Source organism: Streptomyces sp. NPDC031265, assembly GCF_055570295.1.
This window is the reverse complement of record NZ_JBVIHM010000022.1, coordinates 77,952-101,802: the sequence shown is the minus strand read 5'-3', so window position 1 is coordinate 101,802 and position 23,851 is coordinate 77,952. Positions and strand designations below refer to the sequence as shown.

21 protein-coding genes and 1 tRNA gene are annotated in these 23,851 nt (G+C 70.1%); 1 reads left to right on the top strand and 21 read right to left on the bottom strand.

The features are described 5' to 3' along the window. Positions 1–3: 3 nt before the first annotated feature. From atpA to ACZ499_RS28455, 21 genes are all read right to left on the bottom strand, one after another. The gene (gene atpA, locus ACZ499_RS28555) at positions 4–1,599 is read right to left on the bottom strand and encodes a F0F1 ATP synthase subunit alpha (protein WP_468406195.1); all 1,596 of its coding nucleotides are present in this window, start codon (positions 1,597–1,599) and stop codon (positions 4–6) included. A gap of 141 nt (positions 1,600–1,740) precedes the next feature. Further along, positions 1,741–2,556, bottom strand: a complete 816-nt coding sequence (locus tag ACZ499_RS28550; protein WP_468406197.1) for a F0F1 ATP synthase subunit delta — start codon at positions 2,554–2,556, stop codon at positions 1,741–1,743. Continuing rightward, the gene (locus ACZ499_RS28545) at positions 2,553–3,092 is read right to left on the bottom strand and encodes a F0F1 ATP synthase subunit B (RefSeq protein ID WP_389888643.1); all 540 of its coding nucleotides are present in this window, start codon (positions 3,090–3,092) and stop codon (positions 2,553–2,555) included. The genes ACZ499_RS28550 and ACZ499_RS28545 overlap by 4 nt, the downstream gene beginning before the upstream one ends. Before the next feature lie 53 nt (positions 3,093–3,145). Then, entirely contained in the window at positions 3,146–3,382 is a 237-nt protein-coding gene (atpE, locus tag ACZ499_RS28540; protein WP_361389568.1) for an ATP synthase F0 subunit C, read from the bottom strand. Positions 3,383–3,457: 75 nt separating this feature from the next. Beyond that, positions 3,458–4,276: a F0F1 ATP synthase subunit A gene (gene atpB / locus ACZ499_RS28535; protein ID WP_389888597.1), complete on the bottom strand. Its 819-nt coding sequence runs from the start codon at positions 4,274–4,276 to the stop codon at positions 3,458–3,460. A gap of 225 nt (positions 4,277–4,501) precedes the next feature. Continuing rightward, positions 4,502–4,936, bottom strand: a complete 435-nt coding sequence (locus ACZ499_RS28530) for a hypothetical protein (RefSeq protein WP_385540530.1) — start codon at positions 4,934–4,936, stop codon at positions 4,502–4,504. Positions 4,937–5,199: 263 nt separating this feature from the next. Then, entirely contained in the window at positions 5,200–6,555 is a 1,356-nt protein-coding gene (locus ACZ499_RS28525) for an MraY family glycosyltransferase (protein WP_468406549.1), read from the bottom strand. Positions 6,556–6,648: 93 nt separating this feature from the next. After that, positions 6,649–7,935, bottom strand: coding sequence for a serine hydroxymethyltransferase (locus ACZ499_RS28520; protein ID WP_468679142.1), 1,287 nt, complete (start codon positions 7,933–7,935; stop codon positions 6,649–6,651). A gap of 221 nt (positions 7,936–8,156) precedes the next feature. After that, complete coding sequence (locus ACZ499_RS28515; protein ID WP_468679140.1) at positions 8,157–8,807, bottom strand: arsenate reductase/protein-tyrosine-phosphatase family protein; 651 nt, start codon at positions 8,805–8,807, stop codon at positions 8,157–8,159. After that, a complete protein-coding gene (locus tag ACZ499_RS28510) occupies positions 8,804–9,451 on the bottom strand; it encodes an L-threonylcarbamoyladenylate synthase (protein WP_329401763.1) in 648 nt (215 codons plus the stop codon). Before ACZ499_RS28510 ends, ACZ499_RS28515 begins: the two co-directional genes overlap by 4 nt. A 56-nt stretch (positions 9,452–9,507) precedes the next feature. Further along, positions 9,508–10,389, bottom strand: a complete 882-nt coding sequence (prmC, locus tag ACZ499_RS28505) for a peptide chain release factor N(5)-glutamine methyltransferase (protein ID WP_385540525.1) — start codon at positions 10,387–10,389, stop codon at positions 9,508–9,510. 75 nt (positions 10,390–10,464) lie between these two features. Further along, a complete protein-coding gene (gene prfA / locus ACZ499_RS28500; RefSeq protein ID WP_468406207.1) occupies positions 10,465–11,544 on the bottom strand; it encodes a peptide chain release factor 1 in 1,080 nt (359 codons plus the stop codon). A gap of 100 nt (positions 11,545–11,644) precedes the next feature. Further along, a complete protein-coding gene (rpmE, locus tag ACZ499_RS28495; protein ID WP_067163931.1) occupies positions 11,645–11,863 on the bottom strand; it encodes a 50S ribosomal protein L31 in 219 nt (72 codons plus the stop codon). A gap of 160 nt (positions 11,864–12,023) precedes the next feature. After that, positions 12,024–13,139, bottom strand: coding sequence for an LCP family protein (locus tag ACZ499_RS28490; protein ID WP_468679137.1), 1,116 nt, complete (start codon positions 13,137–13,139; stop codon positions 12,024–12,026). 238 nt (positions 13,140–13,377) lie between these two features. Further along, positions 13,378–15,480, bottom strand: coding sequence for a transcription termination factor Rho (rho, locus tag ACZ499_RS28485; RefSeq protein ID WP_468679135.1), 2,103 nt, complete (start codon positions 15,478–15,480; stop codon positions 13,378–13,380). A 402-nt stretch (positions 15,481–15,882) separates the two neighbouring features. Then, positions 15,883–16,800: a homoserine kinase gene (gene thrB / locus ACZ499_RS28480; RefSeq protein WP_468679133.1), complete on the bottom strand. Its 918-nt coding sequence runs from the start codon at positions 16,798–16,800 to the stop codon at positions 15,883–15,885. Positions 16,801–17,029: 229 nt separating this feature from the next. After that, positions 17,030–18,088 carry a threonine synthase gene (gene thrC, locus ACZ499_RS28475; protein ID WP_385540515.1) on the bottom strand — a complete coding sequence of 353 codons (1,059 nt, stop codon included), beginning with the start codon at positions 18,086–18,088 and terminating at the stop codon, positions 17,030–17,032. 6 nt (positions 18,089–18,094) lie between these two features. Beyond that, positions 18,095–19,384 carry a homoserine dehydrogenase gene (locus ACZ499_RS28470; RefSeq protein ID WP_468679200.1) on the bottom strand — a complete coding sequence of 430 codons (1,290 nt, stop codon included), beginning with the start codon at positions 19,382–19,384 and terminating at the stop codon, positions 18,095–18,097. A 131-nt stretch (positions 19,385–19,515) separates the two neighbouring features. After that, positions 19,516–20,907: a diaminopimelate decarboxylase gene (lysA, locus tag ACZ499_RS28465; RefSeq protein WP_468679130.1), complete on the bottom strand. Its 1,392-nt coding sequence runs from the start codon at positions 20,905–20,907 to the stop codon at positions 19,516–19,518. Positions 20,908–20,943: 36 nt separating this feature from the next. After that, positions 20,944–21,978 carry an ArgS-related anticodon-binding protein NrtL gene (gene nrtL, locus ACZ499_RS28460; RefSeq protein WP_468679128.1) on the bottom strand — a complete coding sequence of 345 codons (1,035 nt, stop codon included), beginning with the start codon at positions 21,976–21,978 and terminating at the stop codon, positions 20,944–20,946. Between the two features lie 314 nt (positions 21,979–22,292). Then, positions 22,293–22,739: a response regulator gene (locus tag ACZ499_RS28455; protein WP_468679127.1), complete on the bottom strand. Its 447-nt coding sequence runs from the start codon at positions 22,737–22,739 to the stop codon at positions 22,293–22,295. Between the two features lie 158 nt (positions 22,740–22,897). Here ACZ499_RS28455 and ACZ499_RS28450 point away from each other — a divergent pair. Beyond that, positions 22,898–22,969, top strand: a tRNA-Arg gene (locus ACZ499_RS28450). Positions 22,970–23,851: the final 882 nt, after the last annotated feature.

The window sequence follows — 23,851 nt, the reverse complement described above, 5'->3', positions numbered from 1 at the left end:
TCGTCACTTGGAGACGTTGACGGCCGGAGCGTCCTCGCCCAGGAGCTTGCCGTCAGACGTCTCGAACTGCTGCTTGAAGGCAGCGATGGCGTCCGCGATCGACGTCAGGGTGTCGTCCGACATCTTGCCGCCCTCGGCGATCGAGGTGAGGAGGTCCTTGCGCTCACGGCGCAGGTGCTCCAGCAGCTCCGACTCGAAGCGACGGATGTCGTTGACCGGGACGTCGTCCATCTTGCCGGTGGTGCCGGCCCAGACGGAGACGACCTGCTCCTCGACGGGCATCGGCTGGTACTGGCCCTGCTTCAGCAGCTCGACCATGCGCTTGCCGCGCTCCAGCGAGTTCTTCGACGCGGCGTCCAGGTCGGAACCGAAGGCGGCGAACGCCTCCAGCTCGCGGTACTGGGCGAGGTCCACGCGGAGACGGCCGGAAACCTGCTTCATGGCCTTGTGCTGCGCGGAACCACCGACGCGGGAGACCGAGATACCGACGTTCAGCGCCGGGCGCTGGCCCGCGTTGAACAGGTCGGACTCCAGGAAGCACTGGCCGTCGGTGATGGAGATGACGTTGGTCGGGATGAACGCCGACACGTCGTTCGCCTTGGTCTCGACGATCGGCAGACCGGTCATCGAACCGGCACCCATCTCGTCGGAGAGCTTGGCGCAGCGCTCCAGCAGACGCGAGTGCAGGTAGAAGACGTCGCCCGGGTAGGCCTCGCGGCCCGGCGGGCGGCGCAGCAGCAGCGACACGGCGCGGTAGGCGTCGGCCTGCTTCGACAGGTCGTCGAAGATGATCAGGACGTGCTTGCCGGCGTACATCCAGTGCTGGCCGATGGCGGAACCGGTGTACGGCGCCAGGTACTTGAAGCCGGCCGGGTCGGACGCCGGGGCGGCGACGATCGTCGTGTACTCGAGCGCGCCGGCCTCTTCCAGGGCGCCGCGAACGGACGCGATGGTCGAGCCCTTCTGGCCGATGGCGACGTAGATGCAGCGGACCTGCTTGTTCACGTCACCCGAGCGCCAGTTGTCGCGCTGGTTGATGATCGTGTCGACGGCCAGAGCGGTCTTGCCGGTCTGACGGTCACCGATGATCAGCTGGCGCTGGCCACGGCCGATCGGCACCATCGCGTCGACGGCCTTGTAGCCGGTCTGCATCGGCTCGTGCACCGACTTACGGACCATGACGCCCGGGGCCTGCAGTTCGAGGGCGCGGCGGCCTTCGGTCGCGATCTCGCCGAGGCCGTCGATCGGGTTGCCGAGCGGGTCGACGACGCGGCCGAGGTAGCCCTCGCCGACGCCTACGGAGAGGACCTCACCGGTGCGCTGCACCGGCTGGCCCTCCTCGATGCCGCTGAACTCGCCGAGGACGATCGCACCGATCTCGCGCTCCTCGAGGTTGAGGGCGAGACCGAGGGTGCCGTCCTCGAACTTCAGCAGCTCGTTCGCCATGGCGGAGGGCAGGCCCTCCACCTTCGCGATGCCGTCGCCGGCAACGCTGACCGTTCCGACCTCCTCGCGCGAGGCCGCGTCCGGCTGGTACGACTGGACGAAGTTCTCCAGTGCGTCCCGGATCTCCTCCGGCCGGATCGTGAGCTCCGCCATCTGGGTTCCCTGCTCTCCTTGTTGGGCCTGAAGCTTCTTAGGGGGTCTGGGGGCGACCCCCAGGAATCTTCTGCAAGTTCTGCACGGCCCAACCGGGCCGCTGTGATGCCTTGTGTAATTGGTGACGCTGCCGAGGCAGCGTCAGCCGGCCAGTCGCCGGCTCGCCTCGTCGAGACGCTGCGCGATCGTGCCGTCGACGACCTCGTCGCCCACCCGCACCGAGATCCCGCCGAGGACCGTCGGGTCCACGTCCAGGTTCAGGTGCATCTGGCGGCCGTACACCTTCGCCAGAGCGGCGCCGAGGCGCTGCTTCTGTACGTCGGTCAGCGGCACCGCCGAGGTGACCACGGCGACCATGCGGTCCCGGCGCTCCGCGGCGAGCTTGGAGAGGGAGTCGAGTCCCGCTTCCAGGCTACGTCCACGCGGCTTGGTCACCAGACGCGTGACGAGACGCTCGGTGGCCGCGTTCGCCTTGCCGCCGAGCAGGCTGCGCAGCAGCTCGCCCTTGGCGGACGCGGTGGCGGCGCGGTTGGTCAGCGCGGAGCGCAGGTCGGTGCTGGAGGAGACGATCCGGCCGAACCGGAACAGCTCGTCCTCCACGTCGTCCAGCGCGCCGGCCTTCTGCGCCGCGGTGAGGTCGGCGGTGTTCGCCAGCTCCTCCAGCGCGTCCACCAGGTCGCGCGACTGCGACCAGCGGGAGCGGACCATGCCGCTCACCAGGTCGGCGGTCTCGCCGCCGACCTGACCGCCGAGGAGGCGCCCGGCCAGCTCGGCCTTGGCCTCGGCGGGCTGCGACGGGTCGGTGAGGACCCGGCGCAGCGACACCTCGCGGTCGAGCAGCGCGGTGACGGCCGCCAGCTCCCCGGCGAGCTTCGCCGCGTCGACGGACGTGTTGTCCATCAGCGCGTCGAGACGCTCGCGCGCGGCAGCCAGTGCCTCGCGGCTCGCTCCGTTCATCGCGTGGCCTCGGCCTTCGAAGCGTCCTCGAGACCCTCGAGGAAGCGGTCGATGGTGCGGCTCTGCCGGGCGTGGTCCTCAAGGGACTCGCCGACGAGCTTGCCGGCCAGGTCGGTGGCGAGCTTGCCCACGTCCTGGCGGAGCGCGTGCGCCGCGGCCTTGCGGTCGGCCTCGATCTGGGCGTGGCCGGCAGCGATGATCTCCTCACGCTGCCGCTGGCCTTCCGCCCTCATCTCCTGGATGAGCACGGTGCCCTGCTCGGTCGCCTCCTGGCGCAGGCGGGCAGCCTCGTGGCGGGCCTCGGCGAGCTGGGCCTTGTACTGCTCCAGCACGCTCTGAGCCTCGGTCTGCGCGGCCTCGGCCTTCTCGATACCGCCCTCGATGGCCTCGCGCCGCTCGTCCAGAACCTTGTTGATGTTCGGGAGGAGCTTCTTGGCGAGGAAGCCGAAGACGATGACAAAGGCGATCAGGCCGATGACGAGCTCGGGCCACGGCGGAACGAGGGGGTTTTCCTTGCCCTCGGCCAGCTGAACCATGGTGAGGTTCACATCAGTGCCTTTCGTCGGATCGGTCTAGTCGTGGCTGTTCGTCAGCTGTAGACGAACGGCATGACGAGGCCGATGAGGGCCAGCGCCTCACAGAACGCGAAACCGAGGATCTGGTTGGCGCGGATCAGGCCGGCGGCCTCGGGCTGACGGGCCATGGCCTGGGTGCCGTTACCGAAGATGATGCCGACGCCGACGCCGGGGCCGATCGCGGCGAGACCGTAACCGACGGAGCTGAGGGAGCCGGTGACACCATCGGAGGCAGCGAGGATCTGGGACATGCCAGTTCTTCCTTCTCTTTCACGGACCGGTGGGGGTTGGCCACCGGACGACTGGGGGTTTTGAGGGGCGGGCGGTCAGTGGTGCTCGGCGACGGCGCCCTGGATGAAGCTGCAGGCCAGAAGCACGAACACGTACGCCTGGACGGCCTGGATGAAGAGCTCGAAGCCGGTCATCACGATGACCATCACGAACGAGACACCCGAGTACGCGATGCCGATGCCGTTGAGCATGTACCAGCTGGCGATCGTGAAGAGCAGCAGCAGGGTGTGACCCGCGAACATGTTCGCGAAGAGTCGCACCGCGTGCGTGAACGGGCGGACCAGGACGTTCGAGAAGAACTCGATGACCATGACCAGCGGCAGGACGCCGCCGAGGCTCTTGTCGTAGCCCGTGAGGTTCTTGAAGCCGCCGACGAAGCCGTGGCGCTTGAAGGTGAGGCTCATCCAGATGATGTAGACGATCCCCGCGAGAACCGCCGGGTACGCGATGATCGACGTCACCGGGAACTGCGCGACCGGGACGATCGACCAGAGGTTCATCATCCAGACGAAGAAGAAGATCGAGACCATGAGGGGGACCCACTTCTCGCCCTCCTTCTTGCCGATCGTCTCGTAGACGATGCCGCGGCGTACGAAGTCGTAGCCGGCCTCGGCCACCATCTGGAGCTTGCCGGGGACGACCTTCGGCTTACGGAAGGCAGCCCAGAAGAAGCCGACGATGATGAGCGAGCCCAGCAGGGCGAGCAGCATCGGCTTGTTGAAATAAACGCCGTCCGCGTCACCCCAGAGAGGCTTGAACAGGAACGAGTGCAGGCCCGGACCCTCGAAGCCACCGCAGTCCTGGAACAGGTGGCAACTGGTGTCGAAAGCGAGCTGCGTCGGGTCAGCACTCACCGCGGGCTCCTTCAGCGTGGCGCATAGGTACGGCAACCTCGTTGTGTCGGCGCGGCGCGCAGCCGCGGTTCGGCACTGGACTGGTGTTACGGATGATGGGGCGGCGGTCGGGCATCAAGCCTCGCGATCGAGCAGGCGTCAGCTCAGATGCCCGCGCCCGCAGTGCCGCAGTTGGCACCGGACGATAGCAGGGTCTCGAACTCGCATTTATTCCGCCCCTACCCTTCACGACGAAGACCCGGATTTCTCGGGCTTCTGAGCCTCCGAATCCGGCTCGACGTAAAGGATCTTGGCCTTCATGTGCGCACGTGCCTGCATGCCGATCCAGACGAGGGTCAGCGCGACGAGTGTGGCGGCGAATGCCTTGGGGTTGAACAGTGTCGTGTTCTTGAAGACCGCGACGAAGATGAAGAGCAACAACAACTGAGCCGTGTACAGCATCAGCCCCATGGCCTGGAACAGGTGGGGCAGGTTCTTGGCCGTGCGTTCCAGTACGACGAGCCCGATACCCATGAAGCAGATGACCACGACCGTCGCGATGGCGGCGCCGATGGCCCCCTTGCCGCCCGCGACCCCGGTGCTGACCGCGATGGCGATGACGCCGGCGGCAGCGGTGGGTACGGCGGTCCGAAGGAGGGTGCGGGCGTCGTTGGACGGCATGGCGGCAGCTCCGCTTACTGGGTGGGGGCAGGGTGTCGTCATGGACGAGCGTAGGCCCCGGCCGAGGTGGTCCCCTCAAGCCAATGGGCCGTCGCACTACGGTCCTTCGGCTCTGTTGCCGGGTCTCGTGAACCGTATCACAAACTATTTGATGAGGTCTTTACCAAGATGGTGTGCTGCCCGTCACACATGAGAGTGAACGTGCGCGCATGTGCAGAACGGGCGGCAACTTGTCTGGTATTGGGACTCAGTGCGGCAATTCGTCAGCGGGACGCGCCGGTCTTCCGCCGGTCGGGGAAGCGCGAACGGGGGCCAATGGCGGTCGCCCCGTTGACGCCGGAGACGCCCGCGCCGACCGGTGTGCGCTCCTCCTCGTCCCCGTCCCACTCCTCGGTGCCCTCCGCGGCCACGGCCGCCGCGGCGAGCCGTGTACGGCGCCGGTAGCGCGGCGGGACGAACGCCTCGGCCCAGCGCGGGGCGCGCGGCGTGAAGCGCGGGAGCAGCAGCAGGACAAGACCGACCGCGCTCAGCGCGACGATGACGAAGACGATCCACATCGACGCCGAGTGCACCGAGTACGCCAGCGTGCCGAAGGCGATCAGCGCCGCCCAGAAGTACATGATCAGCACCGCGCGGCTGTGCGAGTGCCCGATCTCCAGGAGCCGGTGGTGCAGATGGCCGCGGTCGGCCGCGAACGGCGACTGGCCCTTCCAGGTGCGCCGCACGATCGCGAGCACCAGGTCGGCCATCGGGATCGCGATGATGGTCAGCGGCATCAGCAGCGGGATGAAGACCGGGAGCATCGCGTGGGTCGCCTCGCGCTCACTGCCGCTGAGGCTGAGGTTCATCCGCAGCGCGTCCGGGTCGACCTGACCGGTGATGGAGATGGCGCCGGCCGCGAGGACCAGCCCGATCAGCATCGAGCCCGAGTCGCCCATGAAGATGCGCGCGGGGTGCATGTTGTGCGGCAGGAAGCCCAGGCACATGCCCATCAGGATGGCGGCGAAGAGGGTGGCCGGGGCCGCGGCCTCGATGCCGTACCCGAACCAGATCCGGTACGCGTACATGAAGAACGCCGCGGCGGCGATGCAGACCATGCCCGCCGCGAGGCCGTCCAGGCCGTCCACGAAGTTCACCGCGTTGATGGTGATCACCACCAGGGCGACCGTGAGCAGCGTGCCCTGCCAGGAGGTGAGCGAGACCGCGCCGACGCCGGGGACGGGCAGCCACAGGATCGTCAGACCCTGCACGACCATCACACCGGCGGCGATCATCTGACCGCCCAGCTTGATCAGGGCGTCGATCTCGAACTTGTCGTCCAGGACGCCGATGATCCAGATCAGGGCGGCGCCGGAGAGCAGCGCGCGCGGTTCGTTGGAGCGCTCGAAGACGCCGTTGAGGCTGTCGAGGTGGTCGGCGACGAGCAGGCCCGCGCACAGCCCGCCGAACATGGCGATGCCGCCGAGCCGCGGCGTCGGTTCCCGGTGCACGTCCCGGGCACGGATCTCCGGCATCGCGCCGGTCGCGATGGCGAACTTCCGCACCGGCCCGGTGAGCAGGTAGGTCACCGCGGCCGTGACGCAGAGCGTCAGCAGGTATTCACGCACGGGCTGCCCCAGAGGTATCGCTGGCCATCTCAGCCCCACACACTAGCTTCGCGCCCACATGGTTGAGGACATGCGGGTACACGAGATGGTTGCAGTCAACCCCATCTAGTGCGGATAGGGAGGAAATCTTCCCGCGAGTTCCCGCACTTCGGCACGGACTTCGGCCCGGCCCTCGCCGCCCTCGTCGCGGTCCCCGCGCAGCGCCGCGGAGAACAGCACCGCGATCCTCGCCATCTCCGCCTCGCCCATCCCCTGGGTGGTCAGCGCGGCCGTACCGAGCCGGATGCCGCGCGCTTCGTCGTACGGGAGGGCACAGGTGTCCAGGACCATCCCGGCGCCCGCCAGACGGCCCCTGGCGGCCCGTCCGTCGGCTCCCAGGGGGGCCGGGTCGGCCAGGATGATGTGGGTGTCGGTGCCGCCGGTGACCACGGCGAACCCCTCGGCGGCCAGCCCGGCCGCGAGCACGCGCGCGTTGGCGACCACCTGATGGGCGTACCCGGTGAACCCCGGCGTCGCCGCCTCCCCGAACGCGACCGCCTTGGCGGCGATGGTGTGCATCTGGGCGCCGCCCTGGGTGAACGGGAAGACCGCCCGGTCGATCCGGTCCGCCAGTTCCGCGCCGCACAGCAGCAGCCCGCCGCGGGGGCCGCGCAGCACCTTGTGGGTGGTCGCGCAGACCACGTCGGCGTACGGGACGGGGCTGGGCGCCGCTCCCCCGGCCACCAGGCCCATGGGGTGCGCCGCGTCCGCGATGAGGTACGCGCCCACCGAGTCCGCGATCTCGCGGAACGCCTCGTAGTCGGGGTGGCGCGGGTAGCAGATCGAGCCGCAGACGATCGCCTTGGGGCGGCGGCGCTCGGCCAGGGCCGCGACCTCTTCGTAGTCGATGAGTCCGGTCTCCGGGTCGACGCCGTAGCCGACGAAGTCGAACCACCGGCCGGAGAAGTTGGCGGGCGAGCCGTGGGTGAGGTGCCCCCCGTACGGGAGCCCCATGGCGAGCACGGTGTCCCCCGGCCGCAGCAGCGCCGCGTAGGCCGCCAGGACGGCCGAGGAGCCGGAGTGCGGCTGTACGTTGGCGTGCTCGGCCCCGAAGAGCGCCTTGGCCCGGTCGATGGCGATCCGCTCGGCCACGTCGACGATCTCGCAGCCGCCGTGGTGGCGGGCGCCGGGGTAGCCCTCGGCGTACTTGTTGCTGAGCGGGGAGCCCAGGGCCGCGAGCACGGCGGGCGAGGTGAAGTTCTCGGCGGCGATGAGCTGGAGCGAGGTGGCCTGCCGCCGCGTCTCGCCGATCAGCACGTCGGCGATCTCGGGATCCTGCCGCCGCAGGGCGTCGAAAGCCCCCTCGGGGGCGGTGGCACGGGCAGCGGACACGGCTGCGGTGGTGGCCGTCATCGGGGTCTCCGGGCCTGACAGGGGGGTGGGGTGAGGCGTCAGATCCAATGTAGGCCGATGCGTGCGCATACGCCCGGCAGAATCACGTCACCCCTTTTGACGCGCCTCTCGCGATGCTCGGCCCCTGGGGCCCCACAGCTACGCGGCGGAGCCGCTCATGTCACGGCGAGCCGCTGCGCCGGACTCCGTCCGGCGGTCTCGGCCGGGCGGCCGGGCACCCTTCAATGCGGCGCGGGCACACCCGTCAGGGCCGTCACGACCGGTTCGAGGGCCACGTTGATCTCGTCGCCGATCGAGCGGAAGAACGTGATCGGGGCCCCGTACGGGTCGTTCACCTCGTCCGCCTCCGCGTTCGGGGCCAGCAGCCAGCCGCGCAGGGACGCGGCCGCGCGCACCAGGGCGCGGGCGCGCTCGACCATGCCGTCCTGGAGCGGGTCGGGGAGCGTCGCCGGGTCTATGGCGCGCACCAGCCGGGTGAACTCCTTCAGCGTGAAGGTGCGCAGGCCCGCCGAGTGACCCATGGAGATGACCTGGGCGCGGTGGTCGCGGGTGGCCGTGAGGACCAGGTCCGCGGTGATGACGTGCTCGTCCAGGAGCTCGCGTCCCGTGAAGCCGGTGGCGTCCGCGCCGAAGTCCGCGAGGACGGCCGCCGCGTTGGCCTCCATCGGGGCACCCTCGTGGCCCCAGGTGCCCGCGCTCTCCACGACCAGGCCGCCCGTGAACGGGTCGCCGAGGCGATCGCTCAGGGCATGCCGGGTCAGCCGCTCGGTGATGGGCGAGCGGCACACGTTGCCGGTGCTGACGTGGAGGATGCGGAAAGTGGTGCCGGTGAGCCCGGTGCCTATGCCACGCCCCGTCTCAGGGGCTGTCAATTCGCCACCTCAAGGTCGGGTACCACCTTGCGCAGCTCGTCGGCGTCGAGAGCGCCCGCGCGCAGCAGCACCGGCACCTTCCCCGTGACGTCGACGATCGACGACGGGACGATGCCCGGGGTGGGGCCGCCGTCCAGGTACACCGAGACGGAGTCGCCCAGCATCTCCTGCGCGGCATCGCAGTCCTCGGGCGAGGGGTGCCCGGTGAGGTTGGCGGAGGAGACGGCCATCGGGCCGACCTCGGTGAGCAGCTCGATGGCGACCGGGTGCAGCGGCATCCGGATGGCGACCGTGCCCCGGGTGTCGCCCAGGTCCCACTGGAGCGACGGCTGGTGCTTGGCGACCAGCGTCAGGGCGCCCGGCCAGAACGCGTCGACGAGCTCCCACGCCTGCTCGGTGAAGTCCGTGACCAGGCCGTGCAGCGTGTTCGGGGACCCGATGAGCACAGGGGTGGGCATGTTGCGGCCGCGGCCCTTGGCGTCCAGCAGGGAAGCGACGGCCTCGGAGCTGAACGCGTCGGCGCCGATGCCGTAGACGGTGTCCGTCGGGAGGACGACGAGCTCGCCGCGGCGCACTGCGGAGGCGGCCTCGCGCAGACCGGTCGTGCGGTCGGTCGCGTCGTTGCAGTCGTATCGCCGAGCCATTTAACGGGCCTCCTCGTACACGTACGCGGTCTTGGAGCGGTTGGGGGGCGGGACGGTCACGGCAGGGCCTTGCGAGCCGTGGCGAAGCGCGGACGGTTGTTCAGGTCGGGGTGGTCGGCGGCGTCCGCCCAGCCGGCCTCCTCGTTGAAGATCCACGGCACCTGGCCGCCCTGGGTGTCGGCGTGCTCGATCACGACGAGGCCGCCGGGCCGCAGCAGCCGGTGGGCGGTGCGCTCGATGCCCCGGATCGTGTCGAGGCCGTCCTCGCCGGAGAAGAGCGCGAGCTCGGGATCGTGGTCCCGGGCCTCGGGGGCGACGTACTCCCACTCGGTGAGCGGGATGTACGGCGGGTTGGAGATGACCAGGTCGACCTGGCCGTCCAGCTCGGGCAGCGCGGTCAGGGCGTCGCCCTGGTGCAGCACGACGCGGGAGCCCTCGACGTTCTTGCGGGTCCAGTCGATCGCGTCCTCGGACAGCTCCACGGCGTGCACCCGCGAGCGGGGCACCTCCTGGGCCATGGCGAGCGCGATCGCGCCGGAGCCGGTGCACAGGTCGACGATGAGCGGCTCGACCACGTCCATGGCACGCACCGCGTCTATGGCCCAGCCGACGACCGACTCGGTCTCGGGGCGGGGCACGAAGACGCCGGGGCCGACCTGGAGCTCCAGATAGCGGAAGAACGCCCGCCCGGTGATGTGCTGGAGCGGCTCGCGCGCCTCACGACGGGCGATCGCCTCCCAGTACCGGGCGTCGAAGTCGGCGTCCTTGACCAGGTGCAGCTCTCCCCGCTTGACGCCGTGGATGTGCGCGGCGAGCTCTTCCGCGTCGAAGCGCGGCGAGGGCACGCCGGCGTCGGCCAGCCGCTGGGTGGCCTGGGCCACCTCCGCGAGCAGCACACTGCGGGGGCCTGGGGTTCGCCCCCCAGAATGTTGCGGCACGCTGGTCCTCCGGGCTGCAATGGGCCTCCCCCGCCCGGTCCTGCGGCGGGGGAAGTACCGGGTGTCTTACGGGTGTCAGCTCGCCGCGGCGAGCTTGGCGGCGGAGTCGGCGTCGACGCACGCCTGGATCATGGCGTCCAGGTCGCCGTCGAGCACCTGGTCCAAGTTGTACGCCTTGAAGCCGACCCGGTGGTCCGAGATGCGGTTCTCCGGGTAGTTGTACGTGCGGATCTTCTCGGAGCGGTCCACGGTACGCACCTGGCTGCGCCGGGCGTCGGCGGCCTCGGCCTCGGCCTTCTCCTGGGCGGCGGCGAGCAGCCGGGAGCGCAGGATGCGCATGGCCTGCTCCTTGTTCTGGAGCTGGCTCTTCTCGTTCTGGCAGGAGGCGACGACGCCGGTCGGCAGGTGCGTGATGCGTACGGCGGAGTCGGTCGTGTTGACGGACTGGCCGCCGGGGCCCGACGAGCGGTACACGTCGATGCGCAGATCGTTCATGTTGATCTCGACGTCGACCTCCTCGGCCTCGGGCGTGACGAGCACGCCGGCGGCGGAGGTGTGGATGCGGCCCTGCGACTCGGTGGCGGGCACGCGCTGCACGCGGTGCACCCCGCCCTCGTACTTCAGCCGCGCCCAGACGCCCTGGCCGGGCTCGGTGGCGCCGTTGCCGCCCTTGGTCTTCACCGCGACCTGGACGTCCTTGTAGCCGCCCAGCTCGGACTCGGTGGCGTCGATGATCTCGGTCTTCCAGCCGACGCGCTCGGCGTAGCGCAGATACATCCGCAGCAGGTCGCCGGCGAACAGGGCCGACTCGTCGCCGCCCGCGCCCGCCTTGATCTCCAGGAGGACGTCCTTGTCGTCGCTGGGGTCGCGCGGGACCAGGAGCAGCCGCAGCTTCTCCGTCAGCTCCTCGCGCTGCTTCTCCAGCTCCTTGACCTCGGCCGCGAAGTCGGGGTCGTCCGCCGCGTACTCCTTGGCCGTCTCGATGTCCTCGCCCGTCTGCTTCCAGGAGCGATAGGTCCCGACGATCGGCGTCAGCTCGGCGTACCGCTTGTTGAGCTTGCGCGCGTTCGCCTGGTCGGCGTGGACCGAAGGGTCGGCGAGCTTGCTCTCCAGACCGGCGTGTTCACCGATCAGTTCCTCGACCGCCTCGAACATCGGGGGCTCCTGGGTTTCTTCGTGAGTGGCTGCGGGAGACGGCAAAGCGCCGGTCCTGGCCGCCCCCACAGGGGCGGCCGAAGACCGGCGCAGTGGCTCGCTACTTGGCGGCAGCAGCCTTGCCGAAGCGGGCCTCGAAGCGGGCCACGCGGCCACCGGTGTCGAGGATCTTCTGCTTGCCCGTGTAGAACGGGTGGCACTCGGAGCAGACCTCGGCACGGATGGTGCCCTCGGCGAGGGTGCTACGGGTGGTGAACGACGCGCCACAGGTGCAGCTGACCTGCGTCTCGACGTACTCGGGGTGGATGTCGCGCTTCAAGGTGTCTCCTAGATTCGGGAGGGCGCCGGGTCGTCCGCGCGGGAATGCGCACACGTGAACCGGGGCCGACGTACCAGTCTGCCAGGACTGGGCGTATCTCCCAAAACCGGGGTCGGCCCCGATCTATTCCACGCCCCGTCCCGCTCGGCGAAACCGCAGGTCAGCCGGTTTTCACCACAGAGCCCGCATCACCCTTGTCGCCCGCCGAGTCCTTGGTCGCGGAGGCCGGGACCGGCTGGTCCTTGAGCAGGGCGTCCCAGACCTGCCGGGACTGGGCCTGCTGCGGCAGTACGCGGTTGGGGTCGGCCGGGTCGTACATCACCGGCAGGGTGATCATGTGGACGTCGTCCGCGCCCAGGCCCTTGAGCCCGTTGCCGAAGCCGATCAGCTTGTTGATCGAGTTCAGGTCGGAGTCGGTGGTGATCGCCTTGGTGGCGGCGTCCGCGAGGCCGTAGAGCTTGGTGGGGCTGGTGAAGACGCCCACGCCCTTGACCCGCTCGATCAGCGCCTTGATGAAGGCCTGCTGGAGCTGGATGCGGCCGAGGTCGGAGCCGTCCCCCACGCCGTGCCGGGTGCGCACCAGGCCGAGGGCCTGCTCCCCGTTGAGGGTGTGCCTGCCGGGCGGCAGGTCCAGATGGCTCTTGGTGTCCTTGATCGGCTTCGCGGTGGTGACGGGCACCCCGCCGAGCTCGTCGATGAGCTTCTTGAAGCCGGTGAAGTCGACCTCGATGTAGTGGTCCATACGGATGCCGGACATCTGCTCGACCGTCTTGACCGCACAGGCCGGGCCGCCGACCTCGTACGCGGTGTTGAACATCTGGCGCTTGCCGCCGGGGTCGCTCTTGCCGTCCGTGGTGGTGCAGGAGGGCCGGGTGACCAGGGTGTCTCGCGGGATGGAGACGACACTGGCCGTCTTGTGGCCCTCGTAGACGTGGATGACCATCGCGGTGTCGGAGCGGGCACCGCCGTCGTCCTGGCCGTACTCCTTGTTGGCGCCGGCCCGCGAGTCGGAGCCGAGGACGAGGATGTCCATGGATCCGTTGTCGACGTCCTGCGGGCGGTCGGTGCCGAGCTGGGCGTTGATGTCGACGCCCTTGATGTTGCCGTTCAGCTTGAAGTAGACGTACCCGAGGCCGGCCCCGCCGACCAGGACCACGCCCGCCGCGGACCAGGCCGCGATCGTCAGCACTCGGCGGCGCGGGGCCGGGCGCCTGCGGCGCCTGCCACGGCCACCGCCGGATATTCGGTCGCTGCCGTTCTCGCTCTGCTCGGCCATGTTCTCCTCAGTCCTCGCTGCCGCTCCAGGTACCCCCCGCCGTGTCTGTCAGGCACGGTTTGTCGACACTTGTCAGACGGAGAAGCACCAGGAAGGGTTGCACAGGGTTCTAAGAACGCCTTAAGAGCGCCCTGGGCGTGTGGTGAAGCTCTCGGCCGCCCTCGGATGCCCCTCCACGTACGAGAACGCCCCCGGCACCGAGGTGACGGGGGCGTTCTCAGAGGTCGCGGCGGTGACGTCAGTCGTTGTTGCCGTTGCCCGGGGTCGTCTTCTGGATCTGGAGCAGGAACTCGGCGTTCGACTTCGTCTGCTTCATCTTGTCCAGGAGCAGCTCGATGGCCTGCTGCTGGTCGAGTGCGTGCAGCACCCGGCGCAGCTTCCAGACGACCGCGAGCTCGTCGCTGCCGAGCAGGATCTCTTCCTTACGGGTGCCGGACGCGTCCACGTCCACCGCCGGGAAGATGCGCTTGTCGGCGAGCTTGCGGTCGAGCTTGAGCTCCATGTTGCCGGTGCCCTTGAACTCCTCGAAGATCACCTCGTCCATGCGCGAGCCGGTCTCCACGAGCGCGGTGGCGAGGATGGTCAGCGAGCCGCCGTCCTCGATGTTGCGCGCCGCACCGAAGAAGCGCTTCGGCGGGTAGAGCGCGGTCGAGTCGACACCACCGGACAGGATGCGCCCGGAGGCCGGGGCCGCCAGGTTGTACGCACGGCCCAGACGGGTGATCGAGTCGAGCAGGACGACCACGTCGTGGCCGAGCTCGACGAGGCGCTTGGCGCGCTCGATGGCGAGCTCCGCGACCGTGGTGTGGTCCTCGGCCGGGCGGTCGAAGGTCGAGGAGATGACCTCGCCCTTGACCGACCGCTGCATGTCGGTGACCTCTTCCGGACGCTCGTCGACCAGGACGACCATCAGGTGGCACTCGGGGTTGTTGACCGTGATCGCGTTGGCGACCGCCTGCATGATCATGGTCTTGCCGGTCTTCGGCGGGGCCACGATCAGACCGCGCTGGCCCTTGCCGATCGGCGACACGAGGTCGATGATCCGCGTGGTCAGCACGCCCGGGTCGGTCTCCAGACGGAGCCGGTCCTGCGGGTACAGCGGCGTCAGCTTGCTGAACTCCGGGCGGCCGCGGCCGGAGTCGGCCGCCATGCCGTTCGCGGAGTCCAGACGGACCAGCGCGTTGAACTTCTCGCGGCGCTCGCCGTCCTTGGGCTGGCGGACCGCGCCGGTGACGTGGTCACCCTTGCGCAGACCGTTCTTGCGGACCTGGGCCAGCGAGACGTACACGTCGTTCGGGCCCGGCAGGTAGCCGGAGGTCCGGATGAACGCGTAGTTGTCGAGGATGTCCAGGATGCCCGCGACGGGGATCAGCACGTCGTCGTCGGCGACCTGCGGCTCGGCGGGGCCGAACTCCTCGCGGCCACCGCGGCGGCCGCGGCGGTCCCGGTAACGGCCCCGACGGCCGCGACGGCCCTCGTCGTCGTAACTGTCGTCCTGGGGACCGTTGTTCTGCTGGCTCTGACCGCCCTGGCTGCCCTGGCCCTGGCCCTGGCCGCCCTGGCGCTGCTGGCGCTGGCCGCCCTGGCCCTGCTGGTCGTCGCCCTTGCCGCGGCGCTCGCCGCGGTCACGGTCGCCGCGGTCACGGTCGCCACGGTCGCGGTCGCCGCGCTGGCGGCCCTGGCGGTCGCCCCGCTCGCCACCGCGCTCGCCGCGGTCCCGGCGGTCGCGCCGGCCCTCGGCGCCGTCGACGGCCTCGGCGGCCTTGGCGTCCGGCTGGGCGTCGGTCTTCTGCTCGGCCCGGACGTCCGTCTTGGTCTCGGCCTTGGCGGTCTGCGGCTCGGCGACGGCGGTCGCGGACTCCGGGGAGCCGGCGGCCGCGGTGGCGCGCCGGCGACGGCGCTCGCCCGCGGGCTGGTCGTCTCCCCCGAGCTCTCGGCTTCGCTCGGCCTGGGGGGCGCCCCCAGCCGGCTGGCCGGGGATCTCGATCTGCTGCTGGGCGGCAGGCTTCTCGGCGGCCTCGTCACCCGTACGGGCCTTGGAGGTCGCGCGGCGCTTGGGCTTCGTCTCGGTCGCGTCGGCGCCCTTGGCCGGGGCGGCGGAGCCGGAACCGGCCTGCGCCTCCTTGATGACCTCGATCAGCTGGCTCTTGCGCATCCGCGCGGTGCCCCTGATGCCGAGGCCGGACGCGACCTGCTGCAGCTCGGCCAGGACCATGCCGTCGAGGCCGGTGCCGGAGCGGCGGCGCCGTGAGGTGGTGCCAGAGGCAGCACCTGCGGCGGGCGCGGAGTCGTCGACAGAAGTGTCGGCTGTCACGCCCATCAGATCGGTGGTGTCGCTCACGAAGGGTCCTTCCCTGGAGCGGACGTCGGCCTGTCTGGCTCGGCGACCGGTTGTGCTGTCCGAACGCGGCTCGTGACCTGGGGTCACTGACCGTGCCGGGGCGGTGGTCCGCCGCGTGCGGCGGAGAGATGAACGTGCGTGGGGTCCGGCCCGAGTTCCCCTACTCGGCCCCCTGGGAAAAGCGGGGGGTGTCGTGCCGGGTTCCGGAGCGTGCTCGGAAACTGCTCAGGCAGGCTGCGCAGGCAGTTTGGGAGGCTCCCGGAAGAAAGGCGGTCCCTGAAGGGGACACGAAGCACCGCGCCGCAATGACGACCGATGCAGACTTGAGGTTAACACTACCGGATCCAACAAACATTCCCCCTCTCGTTCACCGGCAAGCCGCGCGTCACCGCCCTGAAGGCCCTAGGAGCCCAGTGGCAGGACGCTCGCGCCCGAGGCGTCGAGGCGGAGCCTGTTCGCGGCCCACCCGTCGCCCGCCAGCCGTGCGACCTTGTCGGCCGCACCGTCCTCGACCAGCGCCAGGACCGTGGGCCCCGCGCCGGAGATGACCGCGGGGACGCCGTCCGCGCGCAGCCGGTTGACCAGCGCCACACTCTCGGGCATCGCGGGTGCCCGGTATTCCTGGTGGAGCCGGTCCTCGGTGGCCGGGAGCAGCAGCTCGGGGCGCCTGGTCAGCGCCTCCACGAGCAGCGCCGCACGCCCGGCGTTGGCCGCCGCGTCCCCGTGCGGGACGGTGCGCGGCAGCAGCCCCCGCGCGGTCTCCGTCAGCACCGGCTTGCCGGGCACGAAGACCACCGGAACGACGGAATCCGCGGGGTCCATCCTGATGGCCCGCGCCGCTCCCCCCTCCATCCAGGAGAGCGTGAAGCCGCCGAGCAGGCAGGCCGCGACGTTGTCGGGGTGGCCCTCGATCTCGGTGGCCAGCTCAAGGAGCGCGCCATCGTCGAGCCTGGCGTCGCCGCCTATGGTCACCGCGCGCGCCGCGACGATGCCGGCGCAGATGGCGGCCGACGAGGAGCCCAGGCCCCGGCCGTGCGGGATGCGGTTGGCGCAGACGACCTCAAGGCCGCGCGGCTGTCCGCCGAGCAGGTCGAACGCGGTGCGCAGCGACCGTACGAGGAGGTGGCTCTCGTCGCGGGGCAGCGTCTCGGCGCCCTCGCCCGCGATGTCGATGTGCAGGCCGGAGTCGGCGACGCGGACGACCACGTCGTCATACAGCCCCAGTGACAGGCCCAGGGCGTCGAAGCCCGGGCCGAGGTTGGCACTGGTGGCGGGGACGCGCACCCGTACGGCGGCGGCGCGGAATGCGGGACCGGCCATCGCTCTGATGACTCTCCTTGTGAGACTGCTGCGAGATTTTCGAAGAGGTACCCAGGACCCGACGGCCACAGGGGCAACTGCACCGCGGCATATGCGGCGGGGTGGGTTGGGTACAGCCTATCGAAGGAAGGTTCAGTGGCGACATAGGGCGCACAGGAGGCGCACGATGCGTGTCGCGAGCCCCCTGCGCCCCTACGTGCCGAGTTGCACGACGTTGTGCGGGTTCTGCCTACGCCAGACCGAGGCGCTCGGCCGCGACCGCCGCGTCCACCGGCACCGTGACCGGCTGCGGAGCGCCCGCGACGGCCCAGTCCGGGTCCTTGAGGCCGTTGCCGGTGACCGTACACACGATCGTCTGGCCGGGGTCGACCAGACCCTGCTCGGCGGCCTTGAGCAGACCGGCGACCGAGGCGGCCGACGCGGGCTCCACGAAGACGCCCTCCTGGGCGGCGAGCAGCCGGTAGGCCCGCAGGATCTCACGGTCCGTCACCTCGTCGATGAGACCGCCCGATTCATCGCGCGCGGCCTCCGCGAACTGCCAGGACGCCGGGTTGCCGATGCGAATCGCGGTGGCGATCGTCGACGGGTCCTTGACCACCTCGCCGCGCACGATCGGTGCCGAACCGGAGGCCTGGAAGCCCCACATGCGGGGCGCGCGGGTGGACACCTTGTCCGCCGCGTACTCCCGGTACCCCCGCCAGTACGCCGTGATGTTGCCGGCGTTGCCCACGGGAAGCACATGGATGTCGGGCGCGTCGCCGAGCATGTCCACGATCTCGAACGCGGCCGTCTTCTGGCCCTCGATACGGACCGGGTTGACCGAATTGACCAGCGCCACCGGGTAGTTGTCGGAGAGGCTGCGGGCCAGCGTCAGACAGTCGTCGAAGTTCCCGTCCACCTGGAGGATCTTCGCCCCGTGGACCAGCGCCTGACCCATCTTGCCGAGCGCGATCTTGCCCTGCGGCACCAGGACGGCGCAGACCATCTGGGCCCGTACCGCGTAGGCGGCCGCGGAGGCGGAGGTGTTGCCGGTGGAGGCGCAGATGACCGCTTTCGCGCCCTCCTCCTTCGCCCGGGTGATCGCCATCGTCATCCCGCGGTCCTTGAAGGACCCGGTCGGGTTGGCGCCCTCGACCTTGAGGTGGACCTCGCAGCCCGTGCGCTCGGAGAGCACCTGCGCGGGCACGAGCGGCGTGCCGCCCTCGCGGAGGGTGACGACCGGGGTCGTAGCGGAGACGGGGAGCCGGTCCCGGTACTCCTCGATGATTCCGCGCCACTGATGGGCCATTGCTCGTTACTCCCCTTCCACACGCATGATGCTGGCGACACCCCGCACGGTGTCGAGCTCCCGCAGGGCGTCCACGGTCCCGGTGAGGGCCGCGTCGGCCGCGCGGTGGGTGACGACGACGAGGGACGCCTCGCCGTCCTTCCCCTGCTGGCGGACGGTGTCGATGGACACCCCGTGCTCGGCGAAGACCGTGGCCACCTGGGCGAGCACACCCGGTTTGTCGGCCACGTCGAGGCTGATGTGGTAGCGCGTCACCACGTCGCCCATGGGGCTCACGGGCAGCTGGGTGTACGCGGACTCACCGGGCCCGGTGGACTCGGCGAGCTTGTTGCGGCAGACCGCGACCAGGTCGCCCAGGACCGCGGAGGCGGTCGGCGCGCCGCCCGCGCCCGGCCCGTAGAACATCAGCTGTCCGGCGGCCTCGGCCTCGACGAACACGGCGTTGTACGCGCCGCGCACGGAGGCCAGCGGGTGGTCGAGCGGGATCATCGCCGGGTGGACGCGGGCGGTGACGGAACCGCCGTCCGCGGCCCGCTCGCAGATGGCGAGCAGCTTGATGGTGCAGCCCATCTCCTTCGCCGAGGCGAAGTCGGCGGCGGTGACCTCGGCCATGCCCTCGCGGTAGACGTCGTCGAGCCGGACCCGGGTGTGGAAGGCGATCCCGGCGAGGATGGCGGCCTTGGCGGCGGCGTCGAAGCCCTCGACGTCGGCGGTCGGGTCGGCCTCCGCGTACCCCAGGGCGGTGGCCTCGTCGAGGGCCTCCTGGTACCCGGCGCCCGTCGAGTCCATCTTGTCGAGGATGAAGTTGGTGGTGCCGTTGACGATGCCGAGCACCCGGTTCACCTTGTCACCGGCGAGCGACTCGCGCAGCGGCCGGATGAGCGGGATGGCACCGGCTACGGCGGCCTCGTAGTACAGATCCCGCCCGTGCTCATTGGCGGCGGCGTGCAGCGCGGCGCCGTCCTGGGCGAGCAGCGCCTTGTTGGCGGAAACGACGGAGGCGCCGTGCTCGAAGGCGGTGGTGATCAGCGTACGGGCGGGCTCGATGCCCCCGATGACCTCGATGATGACGTCGATGTCGCCGCGTTTGACGAGGGCGGTGGCGTCGGTGGTGACGAGGGCGGGGTCGATGCCCTCGCGCACCTTCGAGGGCCGGCGCACGGCGACACCGGCGAGCTCGACGGGCGCGCCGATGCGCGCCGCGAGGTCGTCGGCGTGCGTCGTCATGATGCGCGCCACCTCTGAGCCGACCACTCCACAGCCCAGCAGCGCCACCTTCAGCGGACGCGTACGCATCATCCGACCTCGTTTCCTTCTACCAGCTTGAATGCGAACCAGTCTCACTCACCGGACGGAGGTTTCCGCCCCCCGTCCGGATTCTGAGACACATATTCCACTATTTATTCATCGATCTATTCATTTATTCATCATCCGACGTCGAGCCGCAGGAGATCTTCCTCGGTCTCGCGCCGGACGACCACGCGCGCCTCGCCGTCGCGGACCGCGACGACGGGCGGGCGCAGGGCGTGGTTGTAGTTGCTGGCCATGGAGCGGCAGTACGCCCCGGTCGCCGGCACCGCGAGCAGGTCACCGGGCGCCAGGTCGGCGGGCAGGAACGCGTCCCGTACGACGATGTCGCCGCTCTCGCAGTGCTTGCCCACGACCCGTACCAGCATCGGCTCGGCGTCGGAGGTGCGCGAGACGAGCGAGACGGAGTACTCGGCGTCGTACAGGGCGGTCCGAATGTTGTCGGACATACCGCCGTCGACGCTGACGTACGTCCGCAAGCCCTCAAGCGGCTTGATCGTCCCGACTTCGTACAGCGTGAAGGCGCTGGGCCCGACGATCGCGCGCCCCGGCTCGACGGAGATGCGCGGCGTACGCAGCCCGGCGGCCTCGCACTCGCGGGTGACGATCTCGTTGAGCGCCTTGGCGATCTCGTGCGGCTCGCTGGGGTCGTCGTCGGAGGTGTACGCGATGCCGAGCCCGCCGCCGAGGTCGATCTCGGGCAGCTCGACACCGTGCTCGTCACGGACCTCGGCGAGCAGCTGCACGACGCGCCGGGCGGACACCTCGAACCCCGCCATGTCGAAGATCTGAGACCCGATGTGGGAGTGAATGCCGATGAGTTCGAGCCCGTCGAGCTTCAGCGCCCGCCGCACGGCCTCGGCGGCCTGCCCCCCGGCGAGGGCGATGCCGAACTTCTGGTCCTCATGGGCGGTGGCGATGAACTCGTGGGTGTGCGCCTCGACGCCCACGGTCACGCGGATCTGGACGCGCTGGCGCTTGCCGAGGCCCTGGGCGATGTGGGCGACGCGGACGATCTCCTGGAAGGAGTCGAGGACGATACGCCCGACGCCGACCTCGACGGCCCGCCGGATTTCATCCTCGGACTTGTTATTGCCATGGAAGGCGATGCGCTCGGCGGGCATTCCGGCGGAGAGGGCGGTGGCGAGCTCGGTGCCGGAGCAGACGTCGAGGTTGAGCCCCTCCTCGTGGAGCCACCGCACGATGGCGCGGGAGAGGAACGCCTTCCCGGCGTAGAAGACATCGGCGTCCTTGCCGAAGGCGTCGGCCCAGGCGCGGCAGCGGGCGCGGAAGTCGGCCTCGTCGAGGAAGTACGCGGGGGTCCCGAACTCCTCGGCGAGCGAGGCGACATCGAGCCCGGCGACGGTGGCGACTCCGTCGTCGTTGCGTCCGACGGTCTGCGACCAGACCTTCGGATCAAGGGAGTTGAGGTCGGCGGGCGGCGCCGAGTAGTGCCCTTCGGTGAGGACGTCGGCGTGACGGGGCCCGGCGGGATGTGCGGAACGGCTCATGCTGTCACTCTCACAACTCTTACGACTCTCGCGAGTTCACAGGAATTCAGGGGCGTCGATACCGAACAGGGACAGGCCACCGGCCAGCACCGCCCCGGCGGCTTCGGCGAGCGCGAGCCGGGCACGGTGGGCGGCCAAGGGTTTCTCGTCCCCGAGAGGCAGCACGGTGTGCTGGAAGTCGAGAACGGCGTCGGCGATCCCTTCGAGCTGCCGGGCGACCCGGTCGGGGGCGGCCAGGCGTGCGGCGCGGAGGAGGACGTCGGGGTGGTCGGCGAGGAGACGGTGGAGGGGGGCGGCCTGGTCCGGGGTACCGGCTTCGCCCGGGGTACCGGTTTCGCCCGGGGTACCGGTTTCGCCCGGGGTACCGGTTTCGCCCGGGGCGCCGGTGAAGCCGAGGGCGTGGGCGTTGCGGGTGAGGGCGCGGGTGCGGCTGTACGCGTACCGGACGCGGAAGTACGGATTGCTGTCGCGCTGGGCGAGGAGCTCGGCGGCCGGGGCGGGCCGGTCGTGGGCGGCGGCGCGGAGGTAGGCCCAGCGGGCGGCGTCGGGGCCGACACGGCTTGCTTCGGGATCGGGGAGGACATGGAGCCGTTCACTCCCGTACGGGGTGATCTCGGCGGTGGCGCCCTGCGAGCGCAGCAGCTCGACGACCACGGAGGTGACAGCGAGGGCGCGGGGCTCGTCGACGGGGGCGAAGGAGGTGTGCTGCCCGGTGAGGGAGTCGCCGTACCCGTAGCGCGGGCCGAGCGCGAGCACCCGGCGTACGAGCTCGTCGTGAGCGGCGGGGCCGGCATCAAGGGTGAAATTGAGGAACCCCGGCCCGGTGATGTCGACACGCGCGACCCCGGGGGCGCTGGTGAGCCGCCCTCGCAGGGCCTCGGCCACGGCGCGGGGCGCGAGCCCGGAGGCGGCGGCGAGCTTCAGCGCGACGGCACTGGCGTAGTCCCCTCCCCCGCCCGGCCGGGGCCGCTCGACCTTGACGTCGTCGGGCACGGCCACAGCGAGCACACCCTCGTCGACGGCGCTGCGCACGGCACGCACGACGGTACGGGAGAGCTCTGCGGGGGTCACGGGACAAGCGTATGGGAGAGGGGGGGTGCGGCGGCCAATCGGTTTCGGGATGTGGGCGAAGGCCCTCCGGGGGCGGGGGAACAAGGGGGTGCGGTGGGGCCGGGGGGTGGGGTCTGCGGGGGCGTGGGGGGTGCGGCGGGCCGTGCCGGCGTGCGGGGTGGGGCGTGCGGGGTGCGGGGTAGGGCGTGCGGGGTGCGGCGGGCCGTGCCGGCGTGCGGGGCACGGCGGGGCCGGGGGCCGGTCGGGCCCGCCCATGCCAGGGGCGGGCGCACGCTACCCGTGTCGAGGGGGAGTGCCCCCCTGCCCCCTACCCCTCAGCCACGGCTGGTCCCGGCCGCCCGTCCGGCTCGTCCGGGCTGCCTGTTGCCGTCGGTGGACGGCGGGGCCTCCCGGTGCATCAGCTGCCGTACGACCTTGACGAGCTCGGCCGGCTCGAAGGGCTTGGCCAGGAACGCGTCCACACCGGACGCGAGCCCGGTCTCGACCTCGTACTGCGTACAGGCACTGATGATGGCGAGCGGCAGATGCCGCGTACGCGCGTCCGCCCGCAGCCGCGCGGCCGTACGCAACCCGTCGAGCCGAGGCATCACGACGTCCAGAGTGATGACATCCGGACAGACCCGGTGCACCACTTCCAGACACTCGGCACCATCGGCCGCGGTCACGACCTCGAAGCCCTCCAGCTCGAGGTTGACCCTGATCAGCTGCCGGATGACCTTGTTGTCGTCGACAACAAGCACCCGGCCGGACACGCCTGACACATCTCGAGGTTAGGTCCGCGAACGTCGCCGCGTCCGGGTTTTCCCCACTTCCGCCCCCTGCGGGGGACCCGACCCCCACGGGCCACGCGAAATACCTGTTCACAGCCACCCCACGAGAGCTGGTAGTGTTCAACCCGTCGCCGCCAAGCGCGGTGAACGCCCCCGTAGCTCAGGGGATAGAGCAACGGCCTCCGGAGCCGTGTGCGCAGGTTCGAATCCTGCCGGGGGCACCTTGTATTGGGTGCCGTAAGACCCCGCCGCCAGCTTGATTGCTGGGTGCGGGGTCTTTTTGCGTGTAGGGGTGGATGTGCCCGGGGCAGCCGCACATCGATGATCACGTTGTGTGGGCGTGATGACCTTGCAGCGGTCTCTCAGCCTTGCCGCGCCCAACTCCCCGCCAGGCAGGTCCGGCTGCGGGCCGCAGGAGGGGCAGCGATATCGGGCCCGCCCACTGGGCAGGGGACAGGGGCCCTCGTACACGCTCCGAGACCTGCCTGGCTCAGACTTTCTCTACTCCATCAAGGCGGCTCGCTCCGCTCACCGCGCGGCGGGCGCTTCTGCTGCCAGCCCGACCGACGCCCGTGCCGCGCTCTGAGCAGTCAGCCACTCGACGCCAAGACAGGGTACGTCGTGGCCGGGGCGGTCGGCGGAACGGCTTTACGCAGCCACGTTGGCGCGAGCCTCGAAGATCATGGCCCCAACGTCGTGCTTTACCGGGCAGGTCCACAGACTGCCCGACGCGCCGGAAGCTTACGGGGCCATGATCACTCGCGCCAAAGCAGCTCCAGCCCAAAGCCGCTCCGCCGACCTACGTAGCGCAGCATCCTGTTCAACGAGGTGTTGCAGCTTGTAGCGATGTGCCAAAAGGGAATATGGAGACCCCGGAGCTGGACGAGACGCTGCTGCCCCACCTCGTTGATGAGCTGAACGACGACGGGAAGCGAGCAGTTAGCTTCCTTCGATCGGCTCAAGCTCTGATAGCTCTTGACGACGACTCCATACCAGAGCACGGATCCCTTATTGCCTATACCCTGAGAGAAGCGATGAAGGCAATTCCTTCTTCGCAGAGCTCAGCTAGTACCGGCGGGGAATGGAAGACTCTGTCCCGCGAA